This window comes from Antarctobacter heliothermus (assembly GCF_900188425.1).
Classification (GTDB): Bacteria; Pseudomonadota; Alphaproteobacteria; order Rhodobacterales; family Rhodobacteraceae; genus Antarctobacter; species Antarctobacter heliothermus.
In genome coordinates, this window is the sequence record NZ_FZON01000021.1 from 48,742 (window position 1) to 72,506 (window position 23,765).

Consider the following 23,765-nt stretch of genomic DNA (forward strand, 5'->3'; position numbering starts at 1 on the left):
CGTGACGCGCAACCGCGTTCCATCGTCCCTGCGGGAGGCCCCATCGGATGCCCCATTGGGCGCGATTTTTGAGAGATTGATGGTGGTCGGGGCGGCGAGATTCGAACTCACGACCTTCTGTACCCAAAACAGACGCGCTACCAAGCTGCGCCACGCCCCGACGACTCGTGCGGTTTATCCGCACAAAAGCAGTTTGAAAAGCCCTCTTTGTGCCTCAGCAGGGCCAGGCCGCGCGACGCACAGCCGGGTGCCGGATTTGCGACCCCTCTTCGATACGCAACATCTTGGCCAGACCGCCATTGATCTCCAGAACAAACTGGACCTGGTCGCCTCCGGGGATGGATGTCAGGTCACCCGGGGTCGCGCTGTGATGCACCTTGACCACCACGCCGTGACTGTCGGCAAAGATCATGTCGAGCGGGATCAGCGTGTTCTTCATCCAGAAGGCGACAGGCTGCGGCGCCGGGTAGACAAAGAGCATACCCTTGCTGGTGGGCATGAAATCGACGTTCATCAAGCCCTGCGCGCGGTCCTCGGCGGTCTTGGCCACATCAACGGCAAAGCGGGCCTTGCCGAAGTCACCACGCACATACAGCGTGTCACTGCGGCACGCACCGATCCGGTTGTCGGGATCGGGTTTGGCGGCGGGATCGACACCGGCATCTGCGATCGGCTCGTCCCCGATGGGCAGGATCGGTTCCAGTACCGGCGGCACCTCATCCGGCGCGGTTGCGACTGGCGGATCGACCGGCGCATCTGTTGGCACCTCTTCGGCAGGCGGCTCAGGATCGCTTGGCGCCCGCGCCACCGGCACACCGTCCTCGGGTGCGTCAGCATCCGGGGTCTCTGCCACCGGCCCCACCGGCCCCACCGGATCCGCTGAATCCAGAGGCTCGACAGGCTCTGCCGCCGGTGCCGATGGCATCGGCGGCGGCACAGCTTCCTGTTCCAGAATCACAGAGCCATCGCCCTGCCCCAACACCGGCCACGCCACCAGCGCAGCCACAAAACTCAACGCGACAAGGCGCTTTCCCATGCAGTCACTTCCATCGCCATATGTCCCCGCTTGCCTTCGACCACGCGGATGGCAAGGGCTTCGCCCGGTTGCAACTCCGCGAGGCCCGAGCGGCGCAGGACCTCGATATGAATGAACACATCTTCGGGTTTTCCGAACACATTTGCAAACCCGAAACCTTTTGCCTTGTCGAACCATTTGACCCGCGCCGGTTCCAGCACGGCTTGTGCCATCACTTCGGGGTCAATCTGCTCGAAATCCGCCAATGGCGCATTTTCGGGGAGTTCGGGTGGTTCGACCTTCAAAACCTGCGTTGCCTGAACGCCTCGATCGGTGCGCTGGACCGTGATTTCTATGACGGCCCCGTCCGCAACCGAGCTTTGCCCAAAGTTACGCAGGACATTCGCATGCAACAGGATGTCCGGTCCGCCACTGTCCGATACGACAAAGCCGAAACCCTTGACCGGATCGAACCATTTTACCCGTCCCGCAACCGCGGTCTGGTCTATTTCCTCGTGTGTCAACGCCGTTTCCAACTGTACCAACTTATCCCCACCCCGAGTCTTGGAGCAAAGCCGACCTTCAAGGCAAGACAGGTCAATTGGCATTTTTGTGTCAGAGTCGCCATCCAGACCAATTGAGATCCAATGGCTTGTCGTGAAAACGCATGTTTCTTCAACAGGATCACGGATTCAGGCGGGCAATGTTCCAACTGTCTGACATATCCTTTCGAGACCAGCGGAACCTGTCGTGCAGTCGAAATGCTCCGTCTGCCCAGAATTCAATCTCCAGCGGACTGATCCGATATCCTCCCCAGAACGGCGGTCGCGGCGGATTTGTGCCCTGGCGCGCGGTGATCCGTGCGACCTCAGCCATCAACGCCGCGCGACTGGACAGTGGCTGGCTTTGATGACTGGCCCAGGCCCCCAACCGGCTCTTGAGGGAGCGTGAGGCATAGTAGGCATCGGCCTGGGGGCCGTCCTCTTTTTCCACCAGTCCGCGCACGCGAATCTGTCGGCGCAGGGATTTCCAGTGCATCACAAAGGCCGCCTTGCCCGCCTGGTCAATTTCCTGCGCCTTGCGGCTTTCGTAATTGGTATAAAAAACAAAAGCCGCGCTTTCGATTTCTTTCAGCAGCACCATGCGCGCGTTGGGCAGCCCGTCGGCGTCGACCGTCGAAAGGGCAATGGAATTGGGGTCGTTTACCTCGGTGCCTTCGGCTTCGGTCAGCCAGCTTTGGGCGATGACAAACGGATCGTCCCCGGCAAAAATCCCGCTACGGTCGCTCATCGTGTCTCTCCTTCTGGCCGTTGCCGCGACTTGGCGCCTGTGTCGCCCGGGATGCAAGGCAGGTTTTGCGCCAACGGCAGGCTTGATGGTCCCCATGCGATACCCTAAAGGTCGCTTTATCAAAGATCTGGCTGAAAGGGCGACAATGTCAAACCAGTTGATGGCGGGAAAACGCGGCCTGATCATGGGATTGGCCAATGACAAGTCAATCGCCTGGGGCATCGCCAAGGCCTGCGCCGACTCCGGGGCGGATCTGGCGTTTTCCTATCAGGGTGAGGCGCTGAAAAAGCGCGTCGATCCGCTGGCCGGGCAACTGGGATCGGATTTTGTGCTGCCCTGCGATGTCGGTGACGAAGCGTCGATAGACGCGCTTTTTGCCGGACTGAAGGAACGCTGGGACACGCTGGATTTTGTCGTCCACGCCATCGGTTTTTCCGACAAGAATGAGCTGCGCGGGCGCTATGTGGACACGTCGAAATCCAACTTTACCATGACGATGGATATCTCTGTTTACAGCTTTACCAGCGTGATGCAGCGCGCCGAAAAGATGATGAAAAACGGGGGCAGTGCTGTGACCCTGACCTACTATGGCGCTGAACGTATCATGCCGCACTATAATGTGATGGGTGTGGCCAAGGCGGCGCTGGAGGCTTCGGTCCGCTATCTGGCAGAGGATCTGGGCAAGGACGGCATCCGCGTCAACGCGATCAGCGCCGGCCCGATCAAGACGCTGGCCGCCAGCGGCATCGGCGATTTCCGCTACATCATGAAGTGGAATGAATACAACTCTCCGCTGCGCCGCAACGTGACCATTCAGGATGTTGGCAAATCGGCACTGTACCTGCTGTCAGATCTGGGCAGCGGCGTCACCGGCGAGACGCACCATGTGGACGCGGGTTATCATGTCGTCGGCATGAAGGCGGTGGACGCGCCGGACATCTCCAAGGGCTGAGCGTCCGGCGACCCGCCCCAGCGGCAGCGCATGACACGCCCCGGCCCCCGCGCCGGGAACCTAACCGTTTGACAGGCTGCGCGGCCTCTGGCCTGCTGTGATCAAAGCGTTCCGGAGCGAGTCATGGACTGGACCCACCTGCTGGCCTTCAACCTGACCTTGCTGGCGGCCATGGCCGCCCCGGGGCCCGCGCTGCTGTACGCTCTGCGGCAGTCCATTGCCGGCGGGATCCGGGTCGGCGTGGCGACTGGCGCCGGACTGGGCCTGGTGGCGGCGGGCTGGACCGGCGCGGCCCTGTTGGGGCTGGAGGCACTGTTTACCCTGTTTCCTTTTGCCTATGGCGCGATGAAACTGGCGGGGGCGCTATACCTGCTGTGGATCGCATGGCACCTGTGGCGGGACGCGAAAAACCCGGTCTCTGACAGCGCAAATCCCGGAGCGCGCGCCTTTCTGGGCGGGATGCTGGTCAGCTTGTTGAACCCCAAATCGGTGCTTTTTGCGGCCTCGGTGCTGGTGGTGATCTTTCCGGCAGGCCTGACCCTGGCGGACAAGGCGGTGATCGTGCTGAACCATTTCACCGTCGAGATCTGCGTCTACACCGCCTTTGCCGCACTACTGTCGACACCGCCAGCACGCACCGGGTATCTGCGGGCCAAGCCGGGGATCGACCGGATTGCGGCACTGGTTCTGGGCGCGCTAGGTTTGCGGCTGCTGTTCGGACGTTGAGGCCGTGCCACCAATCGACCGGTGCGGTTGGTGGCAGACACTTTTTCTGCCTGGCAGGCGCATTCATCGCAGCCTGCCTTGCCGGTTTTCACTCTGTCAGACATGTCTGTGTGCTGAACCACAACGTCATGCGCGCCGACTGCACCGCGCCCGCAGCCCCGCCCGGACGCAGGGCTTTCTTTTCACCTCCCTGACCTGTCACCACAGAACGGGTGTGTTGCGACTTCCCTCGCCCTCGCTGGCTTGCTATGCCCTTGCGCACCCTCACCATTGGAGACAGAGCGCCATGACCGACCGCCTGCCGCACGAAAAAGGCTTTCACGTCAGTTGGGACCAGCTGCACCGGGACGCACGCGCCCTCGCGTGGCGACTACAGGGACGCGGCCCCGATGACGGCGCCTGGCGGGCCGTGGTGGCAATCACGCGCGGCGGCATGGCACCGGCAATGATTGTCGCGCGCGAACTGGACATCCGCATCGTCGATACGATCAGCGTGAAGAGCTACAACCATCAGGCCCAAAGCGCGCCCAAGGTGATCAAATCGCCGAACATGGAATACATCGGCGACGGTACCGGAGTGCTGGTGGTGGACGATCTGGTCGACACCGGCCGCACACTGGAAGTGGTGCGCGCCCATATGCCGAACGCACATGTGGCGACAGTCTACGCCAAGCCCCAGGGTCGCCCGCAGGTGGACACCTTTGTCACCGAAGTGAGCCAGGACACCTGGATCTTTTTCCCTTGGGACATGGCGCTGCAATACGTCAAACCCTATCGCGGCGACGACTGAGGACGTGATCCAAAGGCGCGCCTGACGGCGCACTCTCACTCTTGGGGGCATAGCCCCCAAACCCCCAGGCGAGGGCTCTGCCCTCGCGCTCCCGGGACATTTCTGGACAGAAGAAATCGCCAGACGGAGGTGATACAATGGTCTCGCGCACGGACGCCACCTTTTTTCCACCGATCCCGGAGGCACAGCGCTGGTTGCGCGGGGTCACGTTTCCCAAGGACCGGCCCTTGATCAACCTCAGTCAGGCCGCCCCGGCCGACCCGCCACCGCCCGCCATGCGCGCCGCGATGGCGCAGATGATGGAGGAACCGTCCAGTCACTCTTACGGTCCGGTACTGGGGTTGCCGGGGTTGCGCGCGGCGCTGGCCGCAGAGTGGTCCGGGCACTATGGTGGCTCGGTTGATCCAGCGCAGGTGGCCATCACCGCCGGGTGCAATCAGGCCTTTGCCGCCATGATTGCCGCGACTTGCGGTGAAGGCGACGAGGTGATCCTGCCGGTGCCGTGGTATTTCAATCACAAGATGTGGCTGGACATGAGCGGAGTGAAGGCCGTTCCACTGCCTTGCGGGCCGGATCTGCTGCCCGATCCGCAGGCGGCGCGCGCCCTGATCACACCGCGCACGCGGGCCATTGCCATGGTGACGCCGAACAACCCCTGCGGAGTGGAGTATCCAGCCGAGGTGTTGGACGGCTTTTTTGAGGTGTGTCGGGACGCAGGCATCCGGTTGATCGTGGATGAGACTTACCGCGATTTCGACTCGCGCAGCGGGGCACCGCACGGGTTGCTGACGCGCGACGGCTGGGACGAGACGCTGATTCAGCTTTACAGCTTTTCCAAGGTCTACCGGCTGACCGGGCATCGTGTCGGTGCCATTATCGGAGCGGCCCCCTTGTTGCATCAGATCGAGAAGTTTCAGGACACCGTGGCGATCTGCGCGCCCTCTCTGGGGCAACGCGCGGCGCAATGGGGATTGGAACATCTGGCGCAGTGGACGGCCGAGCAGCGCGACGAGATCCTGGATCGGCGCGCCGCCGTCGAACAGCATTTTGCTCCGCTAGCAGCAAAAGGCTGGGCGCTGTTGGGCTGTGGCGCCTATTTTGCCTATATCGAACACCCCTTTGCCGAAGGCTCGGCCCAGCTCGCGCCGCGATTGGTGCGCGACGCGGGTGTGTTGATCCTGCCCGCCACGATGTTCACCCCCGAGGGCGACCGCAGCGGCGACCGGCAGTTTCGGGTGGCCTTTGCCAATTCCGACCGCGCCGGCATCGCAGAATTCGCCCGACGGCTGTCACAGGTCGAAGGCCCCCTTGCAGCCTCGCAAGGCGCGGAATAGACAGGGGCGGAACTGCGCGGGAGGGCGGCATGGCTGCGAAAAAATCCGGTATCGGAAAGTACTTCGTCTGGGGCCTGCTGGGTCTGCTTTTGTTGGGGTTGGGCGGCTTTGGTGCCACCAGCTTTTCCGGCACTGTTCGCTCTATCGGCAAGGTCGGTGAGGCCGAGATTTCGACCTCGGATTACTTCCGTGCCCTGCAGAGCGAGATGCGCAATGTCCAGCAGCGGACCGGACAGGCGCTGAGTTTTCAGCAAGCACAGTCGATGGGCCTGACCCAGCAGGTGCTGAGCCAGATGGTGGTGACCGCCGCGCTGGAGAACGAGGCTGCTGTATTGGGCATTTCCGTTGGGGATGCGCGTTTGGCCGAAGACCTGCGCAATATCGGTGCCTTTCAGGGCGTCGATGGCAGTTTCAACCGTGACGCCTACAAGCTGACGCTGGAAAACGCCGGGTTGAATGAGCGCGCGTTTGAGGAAAAGCTGCGCGACGAAAGCGCCAGCACGCTGTTGCAGGGGGCGGTTCTGGCCGGGGTGCGCCTGCCCGACACCTATGTCAACACGCTGATCGGCTATACCGGAGAGCGTCGCGCCTTTACCTGGGCCGAAGTGGATGAGAGCGAACTGGAGGTTCTGCCCGCCCCCACCGAGGACGAACTGCGCGCGCATTACGAAGAGAACATCGCCCTGTTCACCCGCCCCGAGACCAAGCGCCTGACCTATGTCTGGCTGACGCCTGAAATGATCGTGGACAGTGTCGAGGTCGATGAGGACAGCCTGCGCGCCGCCTATGACGAACGCATCGAAGAGTTCGATCTGCCGGAGCGCCGCCTGGTCGAACGCCTGGTGTTCAACGATCAGGCGGCGGCAGAAGCCGCGCTGGCGCGCATCGTCGCCGGAGAGGCCGTGTTCGAGGATCTGGTCGATGATCGAGGGTTGGACCTGTCGGACACTGACATGGGCGATGTGACGCGCGGTGATCTGGGTAAAGCCGCCGACGCGGTTTTTGACACCGATGTGGGTCAGGTGGCTGGCCCTGCGCCCACCACGTTGGGACCGGCGTTGTTCCGGGTCAACGCGGTGCTGCCTGCCCAACTGACGTCATTCGAGGAAGCCATCCCGGCGCTGCGCGGCGAACTGGCGTTGGACCGTGCCCGCCGTGTGATCGACACCCAAATGCAGAGCTTTGACGACGAAATGGCAGCAGGTGTCACGCTGGACGAACTGGCGGCCTCCACCGATCTGGTCGCGGGCACCTTGGGCTGGATCGGCGAGAACGATGAGGACATCGCAGGCTATCCCGCCTTCCGCGAGGCGGCGGATGCGGTGGACCTGTCGGACTATCCGGCGATCGCCCAGTTGGGAGACGGCGGGGTGTTTGCGCTGCGCCTGGACGAGATACTGGACCCGGAGCCTTTCCCCTATGAAGAGGTCGAACTGCGGGTGCAGGCGGATTGGCGGCGCGCGCAAAAGGCGGATGCGCTGTTTGCCCGGGCCGAGGCCCTTGCCGGTGAACTGGGCGAAGGCGTGACCTTTGATGGAGCGGGTCTTGAGGCTGCGACCGAAGACGGGCTGACACGCAATGCCTTTGGCGCCGATCTGCCGCGTCCGGTGCTGGAGGCCGTGTTCGACATGGCACCAAACGAGGTGCGCGCCGTGCGGGCGGACGATCTGGCCGTTGTGGTGCGCATGGATGAAATCCTGGCCGTCGACACCGACAGCGAGCAGTCAAAGCAACTGGCCCAGTTGTTCCGCGATCAAGCGGCGCAGGACGTGGCACAGGACCTGTTCCGCGCTCTGTCGACCGATATCCAGACCCGCGCGGGCGTCGAGCTGGACCAGCCCGCCATCAACGCGGTGCACGCGAACTTTCAGTGAGACCATGGCACATCTGATCCCTTCCTTCGACGGCTTTGCCGAAGCCTATGCGGCAGGCCGCAACCAGGTGGTCTATGCCCGTCTGGCGGCGGATCTGGACACGCCGGTGTCCCTGATGCTGAAACTGACCGGCGCTGCGCGAGACGCCTTTATGCTGGAATCGGTGACCGGCGGCGAGGTGCGTGGGCGCTATTCAATCATCGGAATGAAGCCGGATCTGATCTGGCAATGTCACGGGCACAGCAGCCGCATCAATCGCATGGCGCGGTTTGACCCGGACGCCTTTGAAACACAGACCGACGACCCGTTGTCCGCGCTGCGAAGTTTGCTGGCCGAATCGCGGATCGACCTGCCCGATGACTTGCCGCAGGCGGCAGCGGGGCTGTTCGGCTATCTGGGCTATGACATGATCCGACTGGTGGAGCACCTGCCGGACGTCAATCCGGATCCGCTGGGCCTGCCCGATGCGTTGCTCATGCGGCCCTCGGTCGTAGCGGTGCTGGACGGGGTCAAGGGCGAGGTGACTGTGGTCTCTCCGGCATGGGTTCAGGACGGGCTATCGGCACGCGCGGCCTATGCGCAGGCGGCGGAGCGGGTGATGGACGCGGTGCGCGATCTGGAACGCGCCCTACCCCAGGCAAGCCGCGATCTGGGTGACGCCGTGGAATTGGGAGAGCCGGTTTCCAACTTTGCCCATGCGGATTACCTGGCCGCCGTCGAGACGGCCAAGGACTACATTCGGGCGGGCGACATTTTTCAGGTGGTGCCGTCACAGCGCTGGACACAGGATTTTCCGTTACCGCCGTTTGCGTTGTATCGCAGCCTGCGGCGCACGAACCCCTCGCCCTTTATGTTCTACTTCAACTTTGGCGGCTTTCAGGTGGTTGGCGCCAGCCCCGAGATCCTTGTGCGGGTCTTTGGCGATGAGGTCACGATCCGGCCCATCGCGGGCACCCGCCCACGCGGCGCAACCCCGGCCGAGGACAAGGCGTTGGAACTGGATCTGCTGGCGGATAAAAAAGAACTGGCAGAGCATCTGATGCTGCTGGATCTGGGCCGGAACGACACCGGCAAGGTGTCCAAGATCGGCACCGTGCGCCCGACAGAGCAGTTCATCATCGAACGCTACAGCCATGTGATGCACATTGTATCGAACGTGGTGGGCGAACTGTCCGAGGATCAGGACGCGCTGTCGGCCCTTTTGGCCGGTCTGCCCGCGGGCACCGTGTCCGGCGCGCCCAAGGTGCGCGCCATGCAGATCATCGACGAGTTGGAGCCGGAAAAGCGCGGCGTCTACGGCGGCGGTGTCGGCTATTTCAGCGCCGGTGGCGACATGGACATGTGCATCGCCCTGCGCACCGCGCTGGTGAAGGATCAAAAGCTGTATATTCAGGCCGGTGGCGGCGTGGTCTATGACAGCGACCCCGAGGCCGAGTATCAGGAAACCGTGCACAAATCGAACGCCATCCGCCGCGCGGCGGCAGATGCGGCGCGGTTTACGGGCGCAGGAAACGGCTGAGCGCACTCCGGCACAAAGGTGGGCCTTCTGCCCGGTTCTGACCAATAGCGACGTTTGTGGAGTCGATTCTGCGACAGACTGCCCTGTGCAAGCGTCGTTCCCTTGGTGAACAGCCAAGGGATGATACGCCATGATTGCCACCGACCTCATTGACCTCGCCCGCTACCCGATCGACGGCACTGGGCGCGACGCCCTTTTGCACAAGGTCCGCGCGGATCTTGCCAGCGATGGCTGTGCCGTTCTCAAAGGGTTCCTGACACCGCAGGGCGTGCGCGCCATTGCCGCTGAGGCGGACAGCGTCGCAGACCAGGGCCACCGCAGCTTTTCACGCACCAACCCCTATTTCACCACTGACAATCCCGATCTGCCGCAAGGCGATCCGAGACGGCAGTTCTATGATCGGTCCAATGCCTTTATTGCCGCCGATAATTTTGCGTCCTCAGGCGCGCTGCGTGCAGTGCATGACTTTCACGCCTTTGATCCCTTCATCCGCGATTGTCTGCAAGAATCCCGATTTCATCGCTATGCCGATCCACTGGCAGATGTCATCGTCAACATGGCCACGGAAGGAAACGGCTTTCCTTGGCACTTTGACACCAACAACTTTACCGTCACGCTGGCCATTCAGAACGCGGACGACGGCGGTGCCTTTGAATATGCGCCAATGATCCGGAACAGCACATCCGAACAGTTTGATGATGTGGCCAAGGTCTTGGCCGGAACCTCCGACAAGGTCAAAAGCCTGACGCTGGAACCGGGCGACCTGCAACTGTTCAAGGGACGTTACAGCCTGCACCGGGTCGCGCCACTGAAAGGGCCGACCCCACGTTATGTGGCGATCTTTTCCTATGTCGAAGAGCCGGACATGGTGGGCGCGCCGGAACGGACCAAACAGCTGTATGGCCGTGTGTTGCCCATCCACCTTGAACGGGCAGGCCGTCGGGCGGATGCGCTGATCGACTAGGCCGCCTGCTCGCGAATCCGTTCAATCATCGCGCGCAACCCGTTCGACCGCTGGGCCGACAAATGGTCATGCAGGCCCAACCGGCCCAGTTCAGCGCGGGCATCAACCGACGACACCTCGGCCATCGGCAGTCCGTCGTATAGCCGGTGCAGCAGCGCGATCAGCCCCTTGACGATCAACGCGTCGCTGTCGCCCTGAAAGTGAAATGCCCCGCCTTCGGGTGTCATGTGCAGCCAGACCTGACTGGCGCAGCCTTCGACCTTGGTGGCGGGCACCTTCAGCGCGTCGTCCATGGGGGCCATATCCTTGCCCATCTCGATCACCATGCGATAGCGGTCTTCCCAGTCCTCCAGGAACTCGAAATCCTCGACCACCTCTTCAAAAGCCGCCTGCGCCATTGTGCCGTCTCCTTTTGCCGCAGACCTAGGCGGCGTCGTACCGAAGGTCCAGCCCCCGCCCGCGTGCGATGTGCTTTTCAACGCCGTCATTCTGCGCTAACCCTCTGGAACATCTCGCTGGGGGCTTGTCATGTTCAAATCGGTTTCGGTACTTCTTTTCGCGACGCTGGTTCTGACCAGCTGCGGCGCCGTCCGCGACAGCCGTGTCAATCCGTTGAACTGGTTCGGACGCAGCCAATCCGCCCCGGTGGTGGTGACGGATGCAGAGGTCAATCCGCTGATCCCCCGCCGCAAGGAATCCGTCTTTCGGCAAGAGAAAGACACCAGCTATCGCGGCACGACGCTGGGTGAGATCACGGAACTGGTGATAGAACGACGCCCCGGCGGTGCGATCATTCGCGCAACTGCGGTCGCCGATCAGCTGGAGGCGTTTGACCTGAAACTGGTCGAGGTCGAAGAAGAAAGTGGCGCAGGCACGCTGACCTATGCCTTTCGCGGCCTGCAACCGCGCCGTACACAGGGGCCTGTTGCATCGCGCACACATACGGCGGCCGTCTGGGTGACAGACAATCAGCTGCGGGATGTCCGGGTCATTCAGGTCAAAGGCGCGCGCAATGTGCGCACGGTGAAACGGTGATCGCGCCTCAGAGCTCGATCACCACCACCGACTTGCCCTTGGCGGCCAGCGCAATCTGACCGTCACACAGCCGCAGGGCATCCTCTCCGAAAACCTCGCGTCGCCATCCGCTCAGAGCGGCGACATCGCGCTGTCCGGCGGCGATGGCATCCAGATCCGATGCCGGAGCAATCAGTTTTGACGCCACGCCCGAGCTTTCGGTCTTGGCCTTCAGCAAGACGCGCAACAGGTCCGCCAGTGCCGGGTTCACCTGTAGCTTGTCGCGGTCATTGTCGACCTTGGGCAGGTTTTCCTTGGGGCACTCCTGTCCAGCTTTGACAGCGGCCAGAATTCCGTCGGCAATGGCACCCTTGCGCGCCTCACGCAACAACAGCCGAGAGCCGCCAAGATCATTCATCGTCGCCGGTTTGGTCGAGGCCAGTTCCACCAAGGCGTCATCCTTGTAGACACGGTTGCGCGGCACGTTGCGCTCTTGGGCGTAGGATTCGCGGAACGCCGCCAGTTCACGGACGATGGCCAAAAAGCGGGGCGAGTTGGAGCGGGTCTTGATCCGTTTCCACGCGTCCTGCGGCAGGGTCACATAGGTCTGCGGGTCCAGCAGCGTGGCCAGTTCCTCGGCCACCCAGCGCGCGCGACCGGTTTCCTCCAGCTTGGCGGCAAGGAATTCGTAAATCTGGCGCAGGTGGGTGACATCCGCCAGAGCATAGGTCTTCTGTGCATCGGTCAGCGGACGGCGCGACCAGTCGGTAAACCGAGAGCTTTTGTCCAGCGGCTGCTTGACGATCCGTTTAACCAGTGTCTCATATCCGACCTGTTCGCCAAAGCCGCAGACCATGGCGGCGACCTGCGTGTCAAACAGCGGTTTTGGGATCACGCCGTTATCGACCTGAAAGATCTCCAGATCCTGACGGGCGGCGTGGAACACCTTGACCACGCTTTCGTTACGAAACAGATCCATCAGCGGGTCCAGCGACAAACCCTCGACCAATGGATCGACCAGAACGGCGTTTGTGTCGTCGCGCCCCGGCATCGCAAGCTGGATCAGGCACAGCTTGGAGTAATAGGTGCGTTCGCGCAGGAACTCTGTGTCGACGGTGACATAAGGATGCTCTGCGGCGCCTTCACAAAAGACGCGGAGTTCTTCGGTCGTAGTGATTGTCTGCATAACGCGTTATTCGACTTTGCTTTTGGTGTTGGTCCCCGCCGCGTCGCACGATCCTACAGGTTTGCCGGGCAAAGGGAAGTGCCGCCGCCCCTGATCGCGGGTCAATCCAGCTGGACAGGTGTCAGGTCATCGGCCGCAAAGCGGCGCAGCACGGCAGGATACAGGCGATGCTCTTGCGCCAGCACGCGCGCGGCCAGTGTGTCGGGCGTGTCATCGGGCAGGATCGGCACCCGCGCCTGGCCCAAAATCGGCCCGTCGTCCAGCTCTGGCGTCACTTCATGCACGGTACAGCCTGCTTCTGTATCCCCCGCCGCGATGGCGCGGGCATGGGTGTGCAACCCGCGATACTTTGGCAAGAGCGAGGGGTGGATATTCAGCATCCGCCCCTCCCAGGGGGTCACAAAGCCCGCTGTCAGCACCCGCATGAACCCCGCAAGGCACAGGATGTCGGGCGCGTGGGGGGCCAGGGCCTCTTGCAGAGCGGCCTCAAACGCGGCGCGGTCCGCGCCAAAGGGCCGGTGATCGACCACCGCCGTGGCTACGCCCATGTCCGCCGCCTTGGCCAAGCCCCCGGCATCCGCACGGTTGGACAGCACAAGGACGGGCTGCGCCGGATGGTCATCGCGGGCCATGTCCTCGACGAGGCGGACCATGTTCGACCCACCGCCGGAAATGAAGATGGCGACCCGCTTCACCCCAGCGATCCGCTGTAGGTCACGCCATCGGCCACGGTGACGCGGCCCAGTCGGTGAACGCGTTCGCCCATCTCTGTCAGCAAGGCGTCAATCGCATGTTCGCTTTCGGGGTCGACCACAAGGATCATGCCGATGCCACAGTTGAACGTTTTCAGCATTTCCGCCTCGGCGATGTCGCCTACGCCGCGCATCCATTTGAACAGGTCTGGCAGATCCCATGCGTCAAGGTCGATCTCCGCGCCCAGCCCTTCGGGCAGCACACGCGGCAGGTTTTCGGTCAAGCCGCCGCCGGTGATATGGGCCAGGGCGCGTACACCCCCTGCCCCGATCGCCGCCAGCGCCGGTTTGACATACAGCCGCGTCGGCGTCAGCAGCGCCTCGCCCAGCGTCGACTGCCCCCAGGGGCACTCCGCGTCCCAGCCCAGGCCCGACATTTCGACCAGTTTGCGCACTAGGCTATAGCCGTTGGAATGTACCCCGTCCGAGGCAAGGCCCAGCAGAACGTCGCCCTGAGACACATCTGAGGGCAGCGCGGTTCCACGTTCCATCGCGCCCACGGCGAAACCGGCAAGGTCGAAATCGCCCGCCGGGTACATGCCCGGCATCTCGGCGGTTTCCCCGCCGATCAACGCACAGCCAGAGCGCACACAGCCCTCGGCGATGCCCTCAACGACGCGCGCGGCGGTCTCTGTCTCCAGCTTGCCGGTGGCGAAATAGTCTAGGAAAAACAGAGGTTCCGCGCCCTGGCAGACCAGATCGTTGACGCACATGGCGACAAGATCAATACCGACGCCGTCCACATGGCCGGTGTCGATGGCGATGCGCAGCTTGGTGCCCACACCATCCGTCGCCGCGACCAGAACCGGATCGGTGTATCCGGCGGCCTTGAGGTCAAACAGCGCGCCGAAACCACCCAGCCCGCTCATGACGCCCGAGCGGTTGGTGCGTTTGGCAGCGGGTTTGATCCGCTCGACCAGCGCGTTGCCCGCGTCGATATCCACACCCGCCTGGGCATAGGTCAGCCCGTTCTTGCCATCGCTCATCGGGATCTCCTTGACGCGCCCGGCCCCCTGACCCGGCGAATTGCGCCGTCGCTTAGCGCATCGCGTGCCGCCCTGCAACGTGCCTGCTTGACGCGCGGGGGCGCTCTGGTACGAAGAGCGGCACGGTGGGCCTGTAGCTCAACTGGTTAGAGCAGGGCGCTCATAACGCCTTGGTTGCGGGTTCAAGTCCTGCCGGGCCTACCAACTGCCGATATTTTTCCTTTTATTCCAAAACCCTGTCATGCGACTTGATGCTCCGCGCAGAGTGATCGGTCAAACACCGCTCTTGACCTGCCCCACCTTCAAGGACTCGCAACGGGGGTGTCGGGGATGGATTTTCGGCCAGGCGCACAACCGCAACTCGACGGCGGAACGTAACCATGCGTGACCCGGATGTGCCCTCTGCACCTGACCACGGCGGACGGCCGTCTTAGATCCGCTCCAACACCTCCTTCAGCAACCGTTCCGCCGCGCGCGACAGTTTGCGGCTGCCGTCGCGGATCACAAAGTAGTTTGGCACGATGATCGGTTGCTGCAGGTTTACCGCCGCGACGTTGGCACCAATGTCCGCATGGACCAGCAGTTCCTTCACCTCTTCCGACATCGGCGCAATCGCTTGCCCGCGCGCGACTTGCGCCAGCGCCACCAGCAAGGACGAACTGTTCAGAACCCGGGATGGTGTTGGCACGCCCTCTGCCAGAAAGGCGGATTCGACCGCCTGCCGGATCGGCATCCCGCGTTCCTGCATGACCCAGGGAAATCCGGTCACCTCTGTCAGACCCACATTCCGGCGCTGTGCCAACGGATGCGTGACATGCACCAGCAGGGCGACCACCTCTGTCCGGGCCGGATGGACATGGAAATTGCGGCTGTCGTGGGTTGGTGGAATCCGCCCCAGGATGAAATCGTACCGGCCCTCTTCCAGCTGCCGGATCAGTTCGGTCGAGGGGGCGACATCGACGGTGATCTCAAGGTCCGGTGTCTCTTCCAGAATCGCCTGGATCGCCGGGGTCAGACAGCCAGCCGCGGGCCCCGTGACAGAACCGACACGCACCTCGCCCAAAGCGCCCTCCTGAAGCTGGCGCAGTTCAAGCTCCAGCGTCTCGACTTCGCCCATGATCACCCGCGCATGACGCACAAAGGCCGCCCCGGCAGAGGACAGTTCCATCCCCTTGGGGTGACGGACAAACAGCGGGCTTCCGATGCTCCTTTCAAACTCTGACAAAATGCGCGAGGCGGCGGGCTGCGAGATCGCCAGCGCCTGTGCCGCAAGCTGAAGTTGTTGCGTTTCAGCGATCTTGAGGATCAACCCAAGATGCGCCGGTTTCATGCGTCGCGCGATGTCCATGTCGACGACATATCAATTTCAATATGCAGATCGTCAATAACAGAATTTTACAGGTATGAACCCCGCCGCTACTTTCCCGTCACGGATCACCTTGGTCCGAAACACATAAGGGCGCGAACGCGGGAGGCGGGGCGCCGATCCTGGGAGGGACATCATGACCATGAAACTTCTGCTCGCTTCGGCGGCAGTGGCGTTGACCGGCTTTGGCGCCATGGCTGAAACCGTCGGCATCGCGATGCCGACCAAATCCTCTTCGCGCTGGATTTCCGACGGCGAATCGATGGTGGAACAGTTCAAGGCCGCCGGCTACGACACCATCCTGCAATACGCCGAAGACGACATTCCCAACCAGTTGGCCCAGATCGAGAACATGATCACCAACGGCGTCGACGTGCTGGTGATTGCGGCCATCGATGGCACCACCCTGTCCAGCGCGCTGGAAAACGCCCATTACGCCGACATCCATGTGATCGCCTATGACCGGCTGATCCGTGACAGCGAATATGTCAGCTATTACGCCACCTTCGACAACTTCAAGGTTGGCGTGCAACAGGCCAGCAGCCTTGTGGCCGGTCTGAAAGAACGGTTTGGCGACGGCCCCTACAATGTCGAACTGTTCGGCGGGTCGCCCGACGACAACAATGCCTATTTCTTCTACAATGGCGCCATGTCGGTGCTGCAACCCCTGATCGACGCGGGCACCATCGACATCGTCTCCGGCCAGATGGGTATGGACACGGTGGGCACCCTGCGCTGGGACGGCGCGGTGGCACAGTCGCGTATGGATAACCTGTTGTCGGCACATTACACCGACAAGCAGGTGCACGGCGTGTTGTCGCCCTATGACGGCCTGTCCATCGGCATCATCTCATCGCTCAAGGGCGTCGGCTATGGCTCTGGCGATCAGAAAATGCCGATTGTCTCCGGTCAGGACGCCGAGATCCGGTCTGTCAAATCCATGCTGGCGGGTGAGCAGTATTCGACCGTGTTCAAGGACACCCGCGAACTGGCGCGCGTGACCGTGGGCATGGCCGAGGCGCTACTGTCCGGCGGAGAGCCCGAGATCAACGACACCACCACCTATGACAACGGTGTCAAGATCATCCCGTCCTACCTGCTGGAGCCCGTGTCGGTGGATCTGTCCAACTGGGAAGAGATCATCATCGGCTCCGGCTACTACACCATGGACCAGGTCAAGTAACGACGGTTCCTCCCGGGGTCCGTCCGTCCGATTGCGGGCGGGCCTTGGCAACCACAAAGGGCATGGACATGGCGGCGCTACTCGAAATGCGCGGGATCACCAAGGCGTTCCCGGGGGTCAAGGCGTTGGACGCGGTCAACCTGACCGTCCAGGCTGGTGAGATCCACGCGTTGGTTGGTGAAAACGGGGCGGGCAAATCCACCCTGATGAAGGTGCTCTCTGGCGTTTACCCGGCGGGCAGCTACGACGGCGAAATCCACTATGACGGCGCGTTGGCGGAATTCGCCAATATCTCGGACTCCGAGGCGCGTGGGGTCATCATCATCCATCAGGAACTGGCCCTGGTGCCTTTGCTGTCGATTGCAGAGAACCTGTTCCTAGGCAATGAACGCGCCAAGGCGGGCGTGATCGACTGGCGCGACACCAACCAGCGCACCGGTGCCTTGCTGAAAAAGGTCGGCCTGAATGAGCCGCCCAGCACGCTGGTGGACAAGCTGGGGGTCGGCAAGCAACAGCTGGTCGAGATCGCCAAGGCGCTGTCCAAAGAGGTGCGCCTGCTGATCCTGGACGAACCCACCGCCGCCTTGTCCGAAAGCGACAGTCAGGCACTGCTGGACCTGATGCTGGAACTGAAGGACCAGGGCGTCACCCAGATCATCATCAGCCACAAACTGAACGAGGTGCGCCGCGTCGCGGACACCGTCACCGTGATCCGCGACGGATCGACGGTCTCCACCATGGATGCCCGCGCAGAGCCGATCACAGAGGACCGCATCGTGCGCGACATGGTGGGCCGTGACATGGCCCATCGCTACCCTGCCCGTGAACGCCGCGCCGGCGACCTGCTGATGGAGGTCAAGGGCTGGAACGTCTGGCACCCGCTGCACACCGACCGGCAGGTCATCCACGACATCAACTTGGCGGTTCGCGCCGGTGAGGTTGTGGGCATCGCGGGTCTGATGGGCGCGGGCCGTACCGAACTGGCCATGAGCCTGTTTGGCCGGTCCTACGGGCGCGCCATCACTGGCAGCATCGAGATCGGCGGCAAGCCCGTCGATGTCAGCACCGTCAGCCGCGCCATCGCGGCGGGCCTTGCCTATGTGACCGAGGACCGCAAATCGCTGGGCTTGATCCTCGATGAGACGATCCAGCGCAACATCACGCTGGCCAACCTTGACGCGGTGTCACGTGGGCAGGTGCTGAACGAGACGGCCGAGACCCGCGTGGCCGAGGATTATCGCAAGGCGTTGAACATCCGCACGCCCAGCGTCTTTCAGCAGGTGGTGAACCTGTCGGGGGGCAACCAGCAGAAGGTTGTCCTGTCGAAATGGCTGTTCGCCCGGCCAGAGGTTCTCATCCTTGATGAGCCGACGCGTGGCATCGACGTGGGCGCAAAGTTTGAGATTTACGGGATCATCAATGACCTGTCGGCGCAGGGGAAAGGCGTTGTGATGATCTCATCCGAGATGCCAGAGCTGTTGGGCATGTGTGACCGCATCTACGTTATGAACGAGGGCGCTTTTGTCGGCGAACTCAGTGCCGAAGACGCCAGCCAAGAGCGCATCATGTCGCTCATCGTGACCGAGTAGGAGAGCCGGACATGGATATTGCAGAGCACGGGGCCGACGCCCCGCAGAAACAGGGCATCGGTGAATACCTTGTGCGCCACCTGCGCGAATACGGCCTGCTGTTTGCGCTGATCGCGATCATGGGGTTCTTTCAGATCGTGACCGGCGGCACGCTGCTCAAGCCGGTGAACGTAACCAACCTGCTGTTGCAAAACAGCTATATCGTCATCATGGCGCTGGGCATGCTGATCGTCATCGTCAGCGGCAATATCGACCTGTCGGTCGGATCCGTCATGGGGTTTGTGGGCGCGCTGGCCGCCGTGATGATCGTGGAATGGGAACAATCCACCGCCATCACCATGATCACCTGCATGATCGCGGGCGGGCTGATCGGCGCGGCGCAGGGCTATTGGATCGCCTACTGGAAGATCCCGTCGTTCATCGTGACTCTGGCCGGGATGCTGGTGTTTCGCGGTGCGTCGCTCTGGCTGCTGGAGGGACAGTCGCTGGGCCCCTTCCCGCGTGAATTCCAGATGCTGTCCAACGGTTTTGTGCCGGACATCTTTCCGGCGGGATTCAGCGCCACTGTTGCGGACCTTCTGGGGCAAAAACGGATCAACGTGCTGGCGTTTGGCACCGGCCTTGTCGCTGCTGCACTGATCCTGTGGATGGAACTGAAGGCCCGCGCCCAGAACCGCGCCTATGGCGTGATGGGCGAACCAAAGGCGTTTTTCATCGCCCGCATCGGCATCGTCTCGATTGCGCTGATCTTTATCCTGTTCAAGCTGTCGACTTTCCGGGGCCTGCCCAACGTGTTGATCACCATGGGCGTGCTGACGATCATCTATGCCTTCTTCACCGAACGCACCGTGACGGGGCGGCGGATCTATGCGCTGGGCGGCAATGAAAAGGCCGCCAAGCTGTCGGGGATCAAGACCGAGCGCCTGACCTTTCTCGCCTTTACCAACATGGGCGTGCTGGCGGCGATTGCGGGCATGGTCTTTGCCGCGCGGCTGAACTCTGCCACGCCCAAGGCGGGCTTTGCGCTGGAGCTGGACGTGATTGCCGCCGTGTTCATCGGCGGGGCGTCGATGTCCGGCGGGGTGGGCAAGATTGTCGGTGCGGTTGTCGGGGCCTTCCTGATGGGGGTGCTGAACAACGGCATGTCGATCATGGGCATCGGCATCGACTATCAACAGGTGATCAAGGGTCTGGTACTGCTCGCGGCCGTGATCTTTGACGTGTACAACAAATCCAGGCAGGCGTGACATGACATTCAAACCGGCACAATGGCCCCGCACGCTGCGCAGTCAGGCATGGTACGGCGGCACCTCGCGCGATGTGATCTATCATCGCGGCTGGCTCAAGAACCAGGGATATCCGGACGATCTGTTCGACGGGCGTCCGGTGATTGGCATCCTCAACACATGGTCAGACCTGACGCCCTGCAACGGACACCTGCGCGACCTTGCCGAAAAGGTAAAGGCGGGCATCTGGGAGGCCGGTGGCTTCCCGGTCGAGGTGCCGGTGTTCAGCGCGTCAGAGAACACCTTTCGCCCCACGGCAATGATGTTCCGCAACCTTGCCGCCTTGTCGATCGAGGAACAGATCCGCGGCCAGCCGATGGACGGCTGCGTACTGCTGGTGGGCTGTGACAAGACCACGCCGTCGCTGCTGATGGCGGCAGCCTCCTGCGATCTGCCGTCGATTGTCGTCACCGGCGGGCCGATGCTGAACGGCTATTTTCAGGGAGAGCGTGTCGGCTCTGGCACCCATCTGTGGAAGTTCTCGGAGGCGGTGAAAGCCGGGGAAATGACGCAGGAGGAATTCCTTGAGGCCGAACAGAGCATGTCGCGCTCTACCGGGTCGTGCAACACGATGGGCACCGCGTCCACCATGGCCAGCATGGCAGAGGCGCTGGGTATGGCGCTGTCCGGCAACGCGGCGATCCCGGCGGTGGACAGCCGCCGCCGCGTCATGGCGCAACTGTCGGGGCGGCGCATCGTGCAGATGGTCAAGGATGACCTGAAACCCTCTGATATCCTGACCAAACCGGCGTTCGAAAACGCCATCCGCACCAATGGCGCCATCGGCGGATCGACCAACGCGGTTGTACATCTGCTGGCCATCGCCGGGCGCGTGGGCATCGACCTGACGCTGGACGACTGGGACCGGTGCGGACGCGATGTGGCGACCATCGTCAACCTGCTACCCTCGGGCAAATACCTGATGGAAGAGTTCTTTTACGCCGGCGGCCTGCCGGTTGTGCTGAAACGTCTGGGTGAGGCGGATCTGCTCAACCGCGACGCACTGACCGTGTCCGGCGGCGCAATCTGGGATGAGGTCAAAGAAGCGCGCAACTGGAATGAGGACGTGATCCTGCCGGTTGAAAAGGCGCTGACATCACAGGGCGGCATTGCCGTGCTCAAGGGCAATCTGGCCCCCAAAGGCGCGGTGCTGAAACCCTCTGCCGCCTCACCGCACCTGATGCAGCATCGCGGCCGCGCCGTGGTGTTCGAGGATATCGACGACTACAAGGCCAAGATCGAGGACGATGCGCTGGACATTGATGAGACCTGCGTCATGGTCCTGAAAAACTGCGGCCCCAAGGGCTATCCCGGCATGGCCGAGGTGGGCAACATGGGCCTGCCGCCCAAGGTGCTGAAACGCGGAATCACCGATATGGTCCGCATCTCGGACGCGCGCATGTCGGGCACCGCCTATGGCACGGTGATCCTGCACACCTCGCCAGAGGCCGCCACCGGCGGCCCACTGGCCGTGGTGCGCAACGGCGACATGATCGAGGTCGACGTCCCGGCCCGCCGCCTGCATCTGGACATCCCGGAGGCAGAATTGCAGGCCCGTCTGGCAGACTGGCAGCCCAGCCATGACCGCCCCGATAGCGGCTATGCATGGCTGCACCAGCAACATGTCGAGGGCGCCGACAGCGGCGCCGATCTCGACTTTCTCAAGGGGTGCCGGGGCGCGCCCGTCGGAAAGGACTCGCATTGATGGACATCGCACTCGTCGGCATTGGCAAGATCGCAGTGGATCAGCATGTCCCTGCCATCGCAAACTCACCAGACTGGTCCCTTGCCGCCACCGTATCCCGCCAAGGCAGCGTCGATGGTGTCGACAGCTACACCGACTTTGCCAAGATGCTGGCCGAGCGACCAGAGATCCGGGTTGTCTCACTCTGCCTGCCGCCGGTGCCGCGCTTTGACTATGCCGCTGCCGCCCTTGCCGCCGGTCGCCATGTCATGCTGGAAAAACCGCCCGGCGCGTCGCTGTCGGAATGCCACAGGCTGATCGACATGGCGCGGGCGCAGGGCGTCACGCTGTACGCAACATGGCACTCGCGCGAGGCGGAAATGGTCGCCCCGGCCAAGGCGTGGCTGGCGGACAAGACCATGACACGCATGACTGTCACCTGGAAAGAGGACGTGCGCCGCTGGCATCCCGGTCAGGACTGGATCTGGGAGCCGGGTGGCCTTGGCGTGTTTGATCCCGGCATTAACGCCCTGTCCATCGTGACAGAGATCCTGCCCGAGCCCATCCACCTAACTAGCGCCACGCTAGAAGTCCCGGAAAACAAGCAAGGCCCGATTGCGGCCAGCCTGCGCTTTGCCCATCCGGCGGGGGCCGACGTCAGTGCGGTGTTTGACTGGCGGCAGGACGGCGATCAGATTTGGACCATTGAGATTGAAACCGATGCGGGTACGCTTGCCCTGCATGACGGCGGCGCGCGCATGGTCATCAATGGTCAGGAACAACGCGCCGATGGCCCGACCCTGGAAGGCGAATACCCCCGGCTTTACACCAACATGGCGGGCCTAGTCGCCACTGGTGCCAGTGACGTGGATCTGTCGCCCATGCGCCATGTGGCCGATGCCTTTCTGTTGGGGCGCCGCGAAACCGTTGCCCCGTTCCACGACTGACCCTGCCTCTCTTCGAAAGGACCCGACATGAAAACGCCCCTGACCGGCATCCTGCCCGTGGCCCCAACGCCCTTTCACGACGATTGCCGGGTCGATGAGGACGGCATGCGCCGCGTGCTGGATTGCATCATCGACCAAGGTGTGGATGCCATTTGCATCCTCGCCAACTACTCTGAGCAGTTCCTGTTGTCCGATGAGGAACGCGCCACCCTGATGCGGATCAGCCTGGAACACGTCGCGGGCCGCGTCCCGGTGATTGTCACCATCAGCCATTTTTACACCGGCATTGTCGTCGAGCGCGCAAAATCGGCGCAGGCCCAAGGCGCGGCCATGGTGATGATGATGCCGCCCTATCACGGCGTCGGGCTGGTCCCCGGCGAGGCCGGAATTTATGAGCAATTCCAGGCCGTATCAGATGCCATCGACATCCCGATCATGGTGCAGGACGCACCGCTGTCGGGCTGCCAGTTGCCGGTTCCGCTGCTGGTCCGCATGGCGCGGGAGCTGGAGAACGTCAGCTATTTCAAGATGGAGATGCCCTTTGCCGCCGATAAACTGGCCGCGCTGATCGAGGCGGGTGGCGATCACATTGTCGGCCCCTTTGACGGCGAAGAGGCTGCGACCCTGCTGGCGGATCTGGACGCGGGCTGCACCGGGACCATGACTTCGGGGCTACAATGCGAACAAATCGGTGTCATCATCCGCAGCTATATGGCAGGGGACAAGGACGCCGCCTTGGCGCAATGGACTCGCTGCCTGCCGCTGATCAACCACGAAAACCGGCAGTGCGGGTTGCGCGCCACCAAGGTGGTGATGAGAGAGGGCGGCGTCATCGGGTCGGACCATGTGCGCCACCCGCTCAAACCCATGTCCGCGCGCACGCGCGACCGTCTGCTGCACCTGGCAGGCGAGATGGACCTCATTGCCCTGAAATGGGGCAAATAAGGAGATACTCATGCCCGACGATTTCACCCCCCACGGCAAGCACCTGATCGCAGGCGAGTGGGTCGCCAGCACGGCGACCTTTGCCTCTGACCCCGCGCAGGGCCCGTCCCATGCCTATGCCATCGGCACCCCCGACCTGGTCGACCGCGCCTGCGTCGCGGCAGAGGCCGCGTTCGAGAGCTATGGCCAGACCTCGCGCGCCGACCGCGCCCGTTTCCTGCACGCCATCGCCGATGAGATCGAGGCCCGCGGCGCGCAGATCACCCAGATCGGCACGCAAGAAACCGGCCTGCCGGAGGCCCGCCTGAACGGCGAGCGCGGCCGCACCACCGGCCAGTTGCGCCTGTTCGCCGAACATATCCT

The 23,765-nt window shown here is 62.7% G+C and carries 23 protein-coding genes and 2 tRNA genes; 16 read left to right on the forward strand and 9 right to left on the reverse strand.

The genetic code is table 11. From position 1 onward, the window contains the following. Nucleotides 1-83: 83 nt before the first annotated feature. The 4 genes from CHB90_RS12405 to pdxH all read right to left on the reverse strand — a co-directional run bounded on the left by CHB90_RS12405 (nt 84) and on the right by pdxH (nt 2,305). Nucleotides 84-160 (reverse strand) — tRNA-Pro (locus CHB90_RS12405). Between the two features lie 54 nt (nt 161-214). Continuing rightward, entirely contained in the window at nt 215-1,036 is an 822-nt protein-coding gene (locus CHB90_RS27470; RefSeq protein WP_342744955.1) for a DUF192 domain-containing protein, read from the reverse strand. After that, nucleotides 1,012-1,539, reverse strand: coding sequence for a cold-shock protein (locus CHB90_RS12415; protein ID WP_245823236.1), 528 nt, complete (start codon nt 1,537-1,539; stop codon nt 1,012-1,014). Before CHB90_RS12415 ends, CHB90_RS27470 begins: the two co-directional genes overlap by 25 nt. A 160-nt stretch (nt 1,540-1,699) precedes the next feature. Next, complete coding sequence (pdxH, locus tag CHB90_RS12420) at nt 1,700-2,305, reverse strand: pyridoxamine 5'-phosphate oxidase (protein WP_089278193.1); 606 nt, start codon at nt 2,303-2,305, stop codon at nt 1,700-1,702. A 145-nt stretch (nt 2,306-2,450) separates the two neighbouring features. Here pdxH and fabI point away from each other — a divergent pair, with 145 nt between their 5' ends. The 7 genes from fabI (at nt 2,451) to CHB90_RS12455 (ending at nt 10,464) form a co-directional block, all read left to right on the forward strand. After that, the gene (fabI, locus tag CHB90_RS12425) at nt 2,451-3,257 is read left to right on the forward strand and encodes an enoyl-ACP reductase FabI (protein ID WP_089278194.1); all 807 of its coding nucleotides are present in this window, start codon (nt 2,451-2,453) and stop codon (nt 3,255-3,257) included. A 123-nt stretch (nt 3,258-3,380) separates the two neighbouring features. Beyond that, the gene (locus CHB90_RS12430) at nt 3,381-3,983 is read left to right on the forward strand and encodes a LysE family translocator (RefSeq protein ID WP_089278195.1); all 603 of its coding nucleotides are present in this window, start codon (nt 3,381-3,383) and stop codon (nt 3,981-3,983) included. A gap of 286 nt (nt 3,984-4,269) precedes the next feature. Next, nucleotides 4,270-4,773 (forward strand): xanthine phosphoribosyltransferase, encoded by a 504-nt coding sequence (gene gpt / locus CHB90_RS12435; RefSeq protein ID WP_089278196.1) that lies wholly within the window; start codon nt 4,270-4,272, stop codon nt 4,771-4,773. 137 nt (nt 4,774-4,910) lie between these two features. Continuing rightward, nucleotides 4,911-6,107 (forward strand): aminotransferase, encoded by a 1,197-nt coding sequence (locus CHB90_RS12440; RefSeq protein WP_089278197.1) that lies wholly within the window; start codon nt 4,911-4,913, stop codon nt 6,105-6,107. Between the two features lie 29 nt (nt 6,108-6,136). Then, nucleotides 6,137-7,981, forward strand: coding sequence for a peptidyl-prolyl cis-trans isomerase (locus CHB90_RS12445; RefSeq protein ID WP_089278198.1), 1,845 nt, complete (start codon nt 6,137-6,139; stop codon nt 7,979-7,981). A 4-nt stretch (nt 7,982-7,985) separates the two neighbouring features. Further along, nucleotides 7,986-9,500 (forward strand): anthranilate synthase component I, encoded by a 1,515-nt coding sequence (gene trpE / locus CHB90_RS12450; RefSeq protein WP_089278199.1) that lies wholly within the window; start codon nt 7,986-7,988, stop codon nt 9,498-9,500. A gap of 130 nt (nt 9,501-9,630) precedes the next feature. Beyond that, nucleotides 9,631-10,464 (forward strand): HalD/BesD family halogenase, encoded by an 834-nt coding sequence (locus tag CHB90_RS12455; RefSeq protein WP_089278200.1) that lies wholly within the window; start codon nt 9,631-9,633, stop codon nt 10,462-10,464. On the opposite strand, the gene CHB90_RS12460 is transcribed toward CHB90_RS12455, so the two are convergent. Next, nucleotides 10,461-10,862: a SufE family protein gene (locus CHB90_RS12460; RefSeq protein ID WP_089278201.1), complete on the reverse strand. Its 402-nt coding sequence runs from the start codon at nt 10,860-10,862 to the stop codon at nt 10,461-10,463. The two genes, CHB90_RS12455 and CHB90_RS12460, sit on opposite strands and share 4 nt — an antisense overlap. Nucleotides 10,863-10,992: 130 nt before the next feature. On the opposite strand from CHB90_RS12460, the gene CHB90_RS12465 reads away from it, so the two are divergent. Beyond that, complete coding sequence (locus tag CHB90_RS12465; RefSeq protein ID WP_089278202.1) at nt 10,993-11,499, forward strand: hypothetical protein; 507 nt, start codon at nt 10,993-10,995, stop codon at nt 11,497-11,499. Between the two features lie 7 nt (nt 11,500-11,506). On the opposite strand, the gene rnd is transcribed toward CHB90_RS12465, so the two are convergent. The 3 genes from rnd to purM form a co-directional block, all read right to left on the reverse strand. Further along, on the reverse strand, nt 11,507-12,664 hold the full coding sequence (rnd, locus tag CHB90_RS12470; RefSeq protein ID WP_089278203.1) for a ribonuclease D: 1,158 nt from the start codon (nt 12,662-12,664) through the stop codon (nt 11,507-11,509). 101 nt (nt 12,665-12,765) lie between these two features. After that, nucleotides 12,766-13,359, reverse strand: a complete 594-nt coding sequence (purN, locus tag CHB90_RS12475) for a phosphoribosylglycinamide formyltransferase (protein WP_089278204.1) — start codon at nt 13,357-13,359, stop codon at nt 12,766-12,768. Next, nucleotides 13,356-14,402 (reverse strand): phosphoribosylformylglycinamidine cyclo-ligase, encoded by a 1,047-nt coding sequence (gene purM, locus CHB90_RS12480; protein ID WP_089278205.1) that lies wholly within the window; start codon nt 14,400-14,402, stop codon nt 13,356-13,358. Before purM ends, purN begins: the two co-directional genes overlap by 4 nt. A gap of 127 nt (nt 14,403-14,529) precedes the next feature. On the opposite strand from purM, the gene CHB90_RS12485 reads away from it, so the two are divergent. Further along, nucleotides 14,530-14,606: transfer RNA gene (locus tag CHB90_RS12485), tRNA-Ile, on the forward strand. A gap of 226 nt (nt 14,607-14,832) precedes the next feature. On the opposite strand, the gene CHB90_RS12490 is transcribed toward CHB90_RS12485, so the two are convergent. Beyond that, the gene (locus CHB90_RS12490; protein WP_089278206.1) at nt 14,833-15,750 is read right to left on the reverse strand and encodes a LysR substrate-binding domain-containing protein; all 918 of its coding nucleotides are present in this window, start codon (nt 15,748-15,750) and stop codon (nt 14,833-14,835) included. A 154-nt stretch (nt 15,751-15,904) separates the two neighbouring features. On the opposite strand from CHB90_RS12490, the gene chvE reads away from it, so the two are divergent. From chvE to CHB90_RS12525, 7 genes are all read left to right on the forward strand, one after another. Then, nucleotides 15,905-16,951 (forward strand): multiple monosaccharide ABC transporter substrate-binding protein, encoded by a 1,047-nt coding sequence (gene chvE, locus CHB90_RS12495; protein WP_089278207.1) that lies wholly within the window; start codon nt 15,905-15,907, stop codon nt 16,949-16,951. 68 nt (nt 16,952-17,019) lie between these two features. Beyond that, nucleotides 17,020-18,540: a multiple monosaccharide ABC transporter ATP-binding protein gene (mmsA, locus tag CHB90_RS12500; protein ID WP_089278216.1), complete on the forward strand. Its 1,521-nt coding sequence runs from the start codon at nt 17,020-17,022 to the stop codon at nt 18,538-18,540. Between the two features lie 11 nt (nt 18,541-18,551). Further along, the gene (mmsB, locus tag CHB90_RS12505; protein ID WP_089278208.1) at nt 18,552-19,787 is read left to right on the forward strand and encodes a multiple monosaccharide ABC transporter permease; all 1,236 of its coding nucleotides are present in this window, start codon (nt 18,552-18,554) and stop codon (nt 19,785-19,787) included. A gap of 1 nt (nt 19,788) precedes the next feature. Beyond that, nucleotides 19,789-21,531 (forward strand): L-arabinonate dehydratase, encoded by a 1,743-nt coding sequence (gene araD / locus CHB90_RS12510; RefSeq protein ID WP_089278209.1) that lies wholly within the window; start codon nt 19,789-19,791, stop codon nt 21,529-21,531. After that, nucleotides 21,531-22,457: a Gfo/Idh/MocA family protein gene (locus tag CHB90_RS12515; RefSeq protein WP_089278210.1), complete on the forward strand. Its 927-nt coding sequence runs from the start codon at nt 21,531-21,533 to the stop codon at nt 22,455-22,457. The genes araD and CHB90_RS12515 overlap by 1 nt, the downstream gene beginning before the upstream one ends. Before the next feature lie 27 nt (nt 22,458-22,484). Continuing rightward, nucleotides 22,485-23,402 (forward strand): dihydrodipicolinate synthase family protein, encoded by a 918-nt coding sequence (locus CHB90_RS12520; RefSeq protein WP_089278211.1) that lies wholly within the window; start codon nt 22,485-22,487, stop codon nt 23,400-23,402. 10 nt (nt 23,403-23,412) lie between these two features. After that, nucleotides 23,413-23,765 (forward strand): aldehyde dehydrogenase family protein (locus tag CHB90_RS12525; protein WP_141135864.1); only part of this gene is annotated, 353 nt, incomplete at its 3' end.

Excerpts from the sequence above, each read along its gene's own strand:
- CHB90_RS27470 (WP_342744955.1), bottom strand. The coding sequence starts at position 1,036 with ATGGGAAAGCGCCTTGTCGCGTTGAGTTTTGTGGCTGCGCTGGTGGCG.
- pdxH (WP_089278193.1), bottom strand. The coding sequence starts at position 2,305 with ATGAGCGACCGTAGCGGGATTTTTGCCGGGGACGATCCGTTTGTCATC.
- fabI (WP_089278194.1), top strand. The coding sequence starts at position 2,451 with ATGTCAAACCAGTTGATGGCGGGAAAACGCGGCCTGATCATGGGATTG.
- CHB90_RS12430 (WP_089278195.1), top strand. The coding sequence starts at position 3,381 with ATGGACTGGACCCACCTGCTGGCCTTCAACCTGACCTTGCTGGCGGCC.
- gpt (WP_089278196.1), top strand. The coding sequence starts at position 4,270 with ATGACCGACCGCCTGCCGCACGAAAAAGGCTTTCACGTCAGTTGGGAC.
- CHB90_RS12440 (WP_089278197.1), top strand. The coding sequence starts at position 4,911 with ATGGTCTCGCGCACGGACGCCACCTTTTTTCCACCGATCCCGGAGGCA.
- CHB90_RS12445 (WP_089278198.1), top strand. The coding sequence starts at position 6,137 with ATGGCTGCGAAAAAATCCGGTATCGGAAAGTACTTCGTCTGGGGCCTG.
- trpE (WP_089278199.1), top strand. The coding sequence starts at position 7,986 with ATGGCACATCTGATCCCTTCCTTCGACGGCTTTGCCGAAGCCTATGCG.
- CHB90_RS12455 (WP_089278200.1), top strand. The coding sequence starts at position 9,631 with ATGATTGCCACCGACCTCATTGACCTCGCCCGCTACCCGATCGACGGC.
- CHB90_RS12460 (WP_089278201.1), bottom strand. The coding sequence starts at position 10,862 with ATGGCGCAGGCGGCTTTTGAAGAGGTGGTCGAGGATTTCGAGTTCCTG.
- CHB90_RS12465 (WP_089278202.1), top strand. The coding sequence starts at position 10,993 with ATGTTCAAATCGGTTTCGGTACTTCTTTTCGCGACGCTGGTTCTGACC.
- rnd (WP_089278203.1), bottom strand. The coding sequence starts at position 12,664 with ATGCAGACAATCACTACGACCGAAGAACTCCGCGTCTTTTGTGAAGGC.
- purM (WP_089278205.1), bottom strand. The coding sequence starts at position 14,402 with ATGAGCGATGGCAAGAACGGGCTGACCTATGCCCAGGCGGGTGTGGAT.
- CHB90_RS12490 (WP_089278206.1), bottom strand. The coding sequence starts at position 15,750 with ATGGACATCGCGCGACGCATGAAACCGGCGCATCTTGGGTTGATCCTC.
- chvE (WP_089278207.1), top strand. The coding sequence starts at position 15,905 with ATGACCATGAAACTTCTGCTCGCTTCGGCGGCAGTGGCGTTGACCGGC.
- mmsA (WP_089278216.1), top strand. The coding sequence starts at position 17,020 with ATGGCGGCGCTACTCGAAATGCGCGGGATCACCAAGGCGTTCCCGGGG.
- mmsB (WP_089278208.1), top strand. The coding sequence starts at position 18,552 with ATGGATATTGCAGAGCACGGGGCCGACGCCCCGCAGAAACAGGGCATC.
- araD (WP_089278209.1), top strand. The coding sequence starts at position 19,789 with ATGACATTCAAACCGGCACAATGGCCCCGCACGCTGCGCAGTCAGGCA.
- CHB90_RS12515 (WP_089278210.1), top strand. The coding sequence starts at position 21,531 with ATGGACATCGCACTCGTCGGCATTGGCAAGATCGCAGTGGATCAGCAT.
- CHB90_RS12520 (WP_089278211.1), top strand. The coding sequence starts at position 22,485 with ATGAAAACGCCCCTGACCGGCATCCTGCCCGTGGCCCCAACGCCCTTT.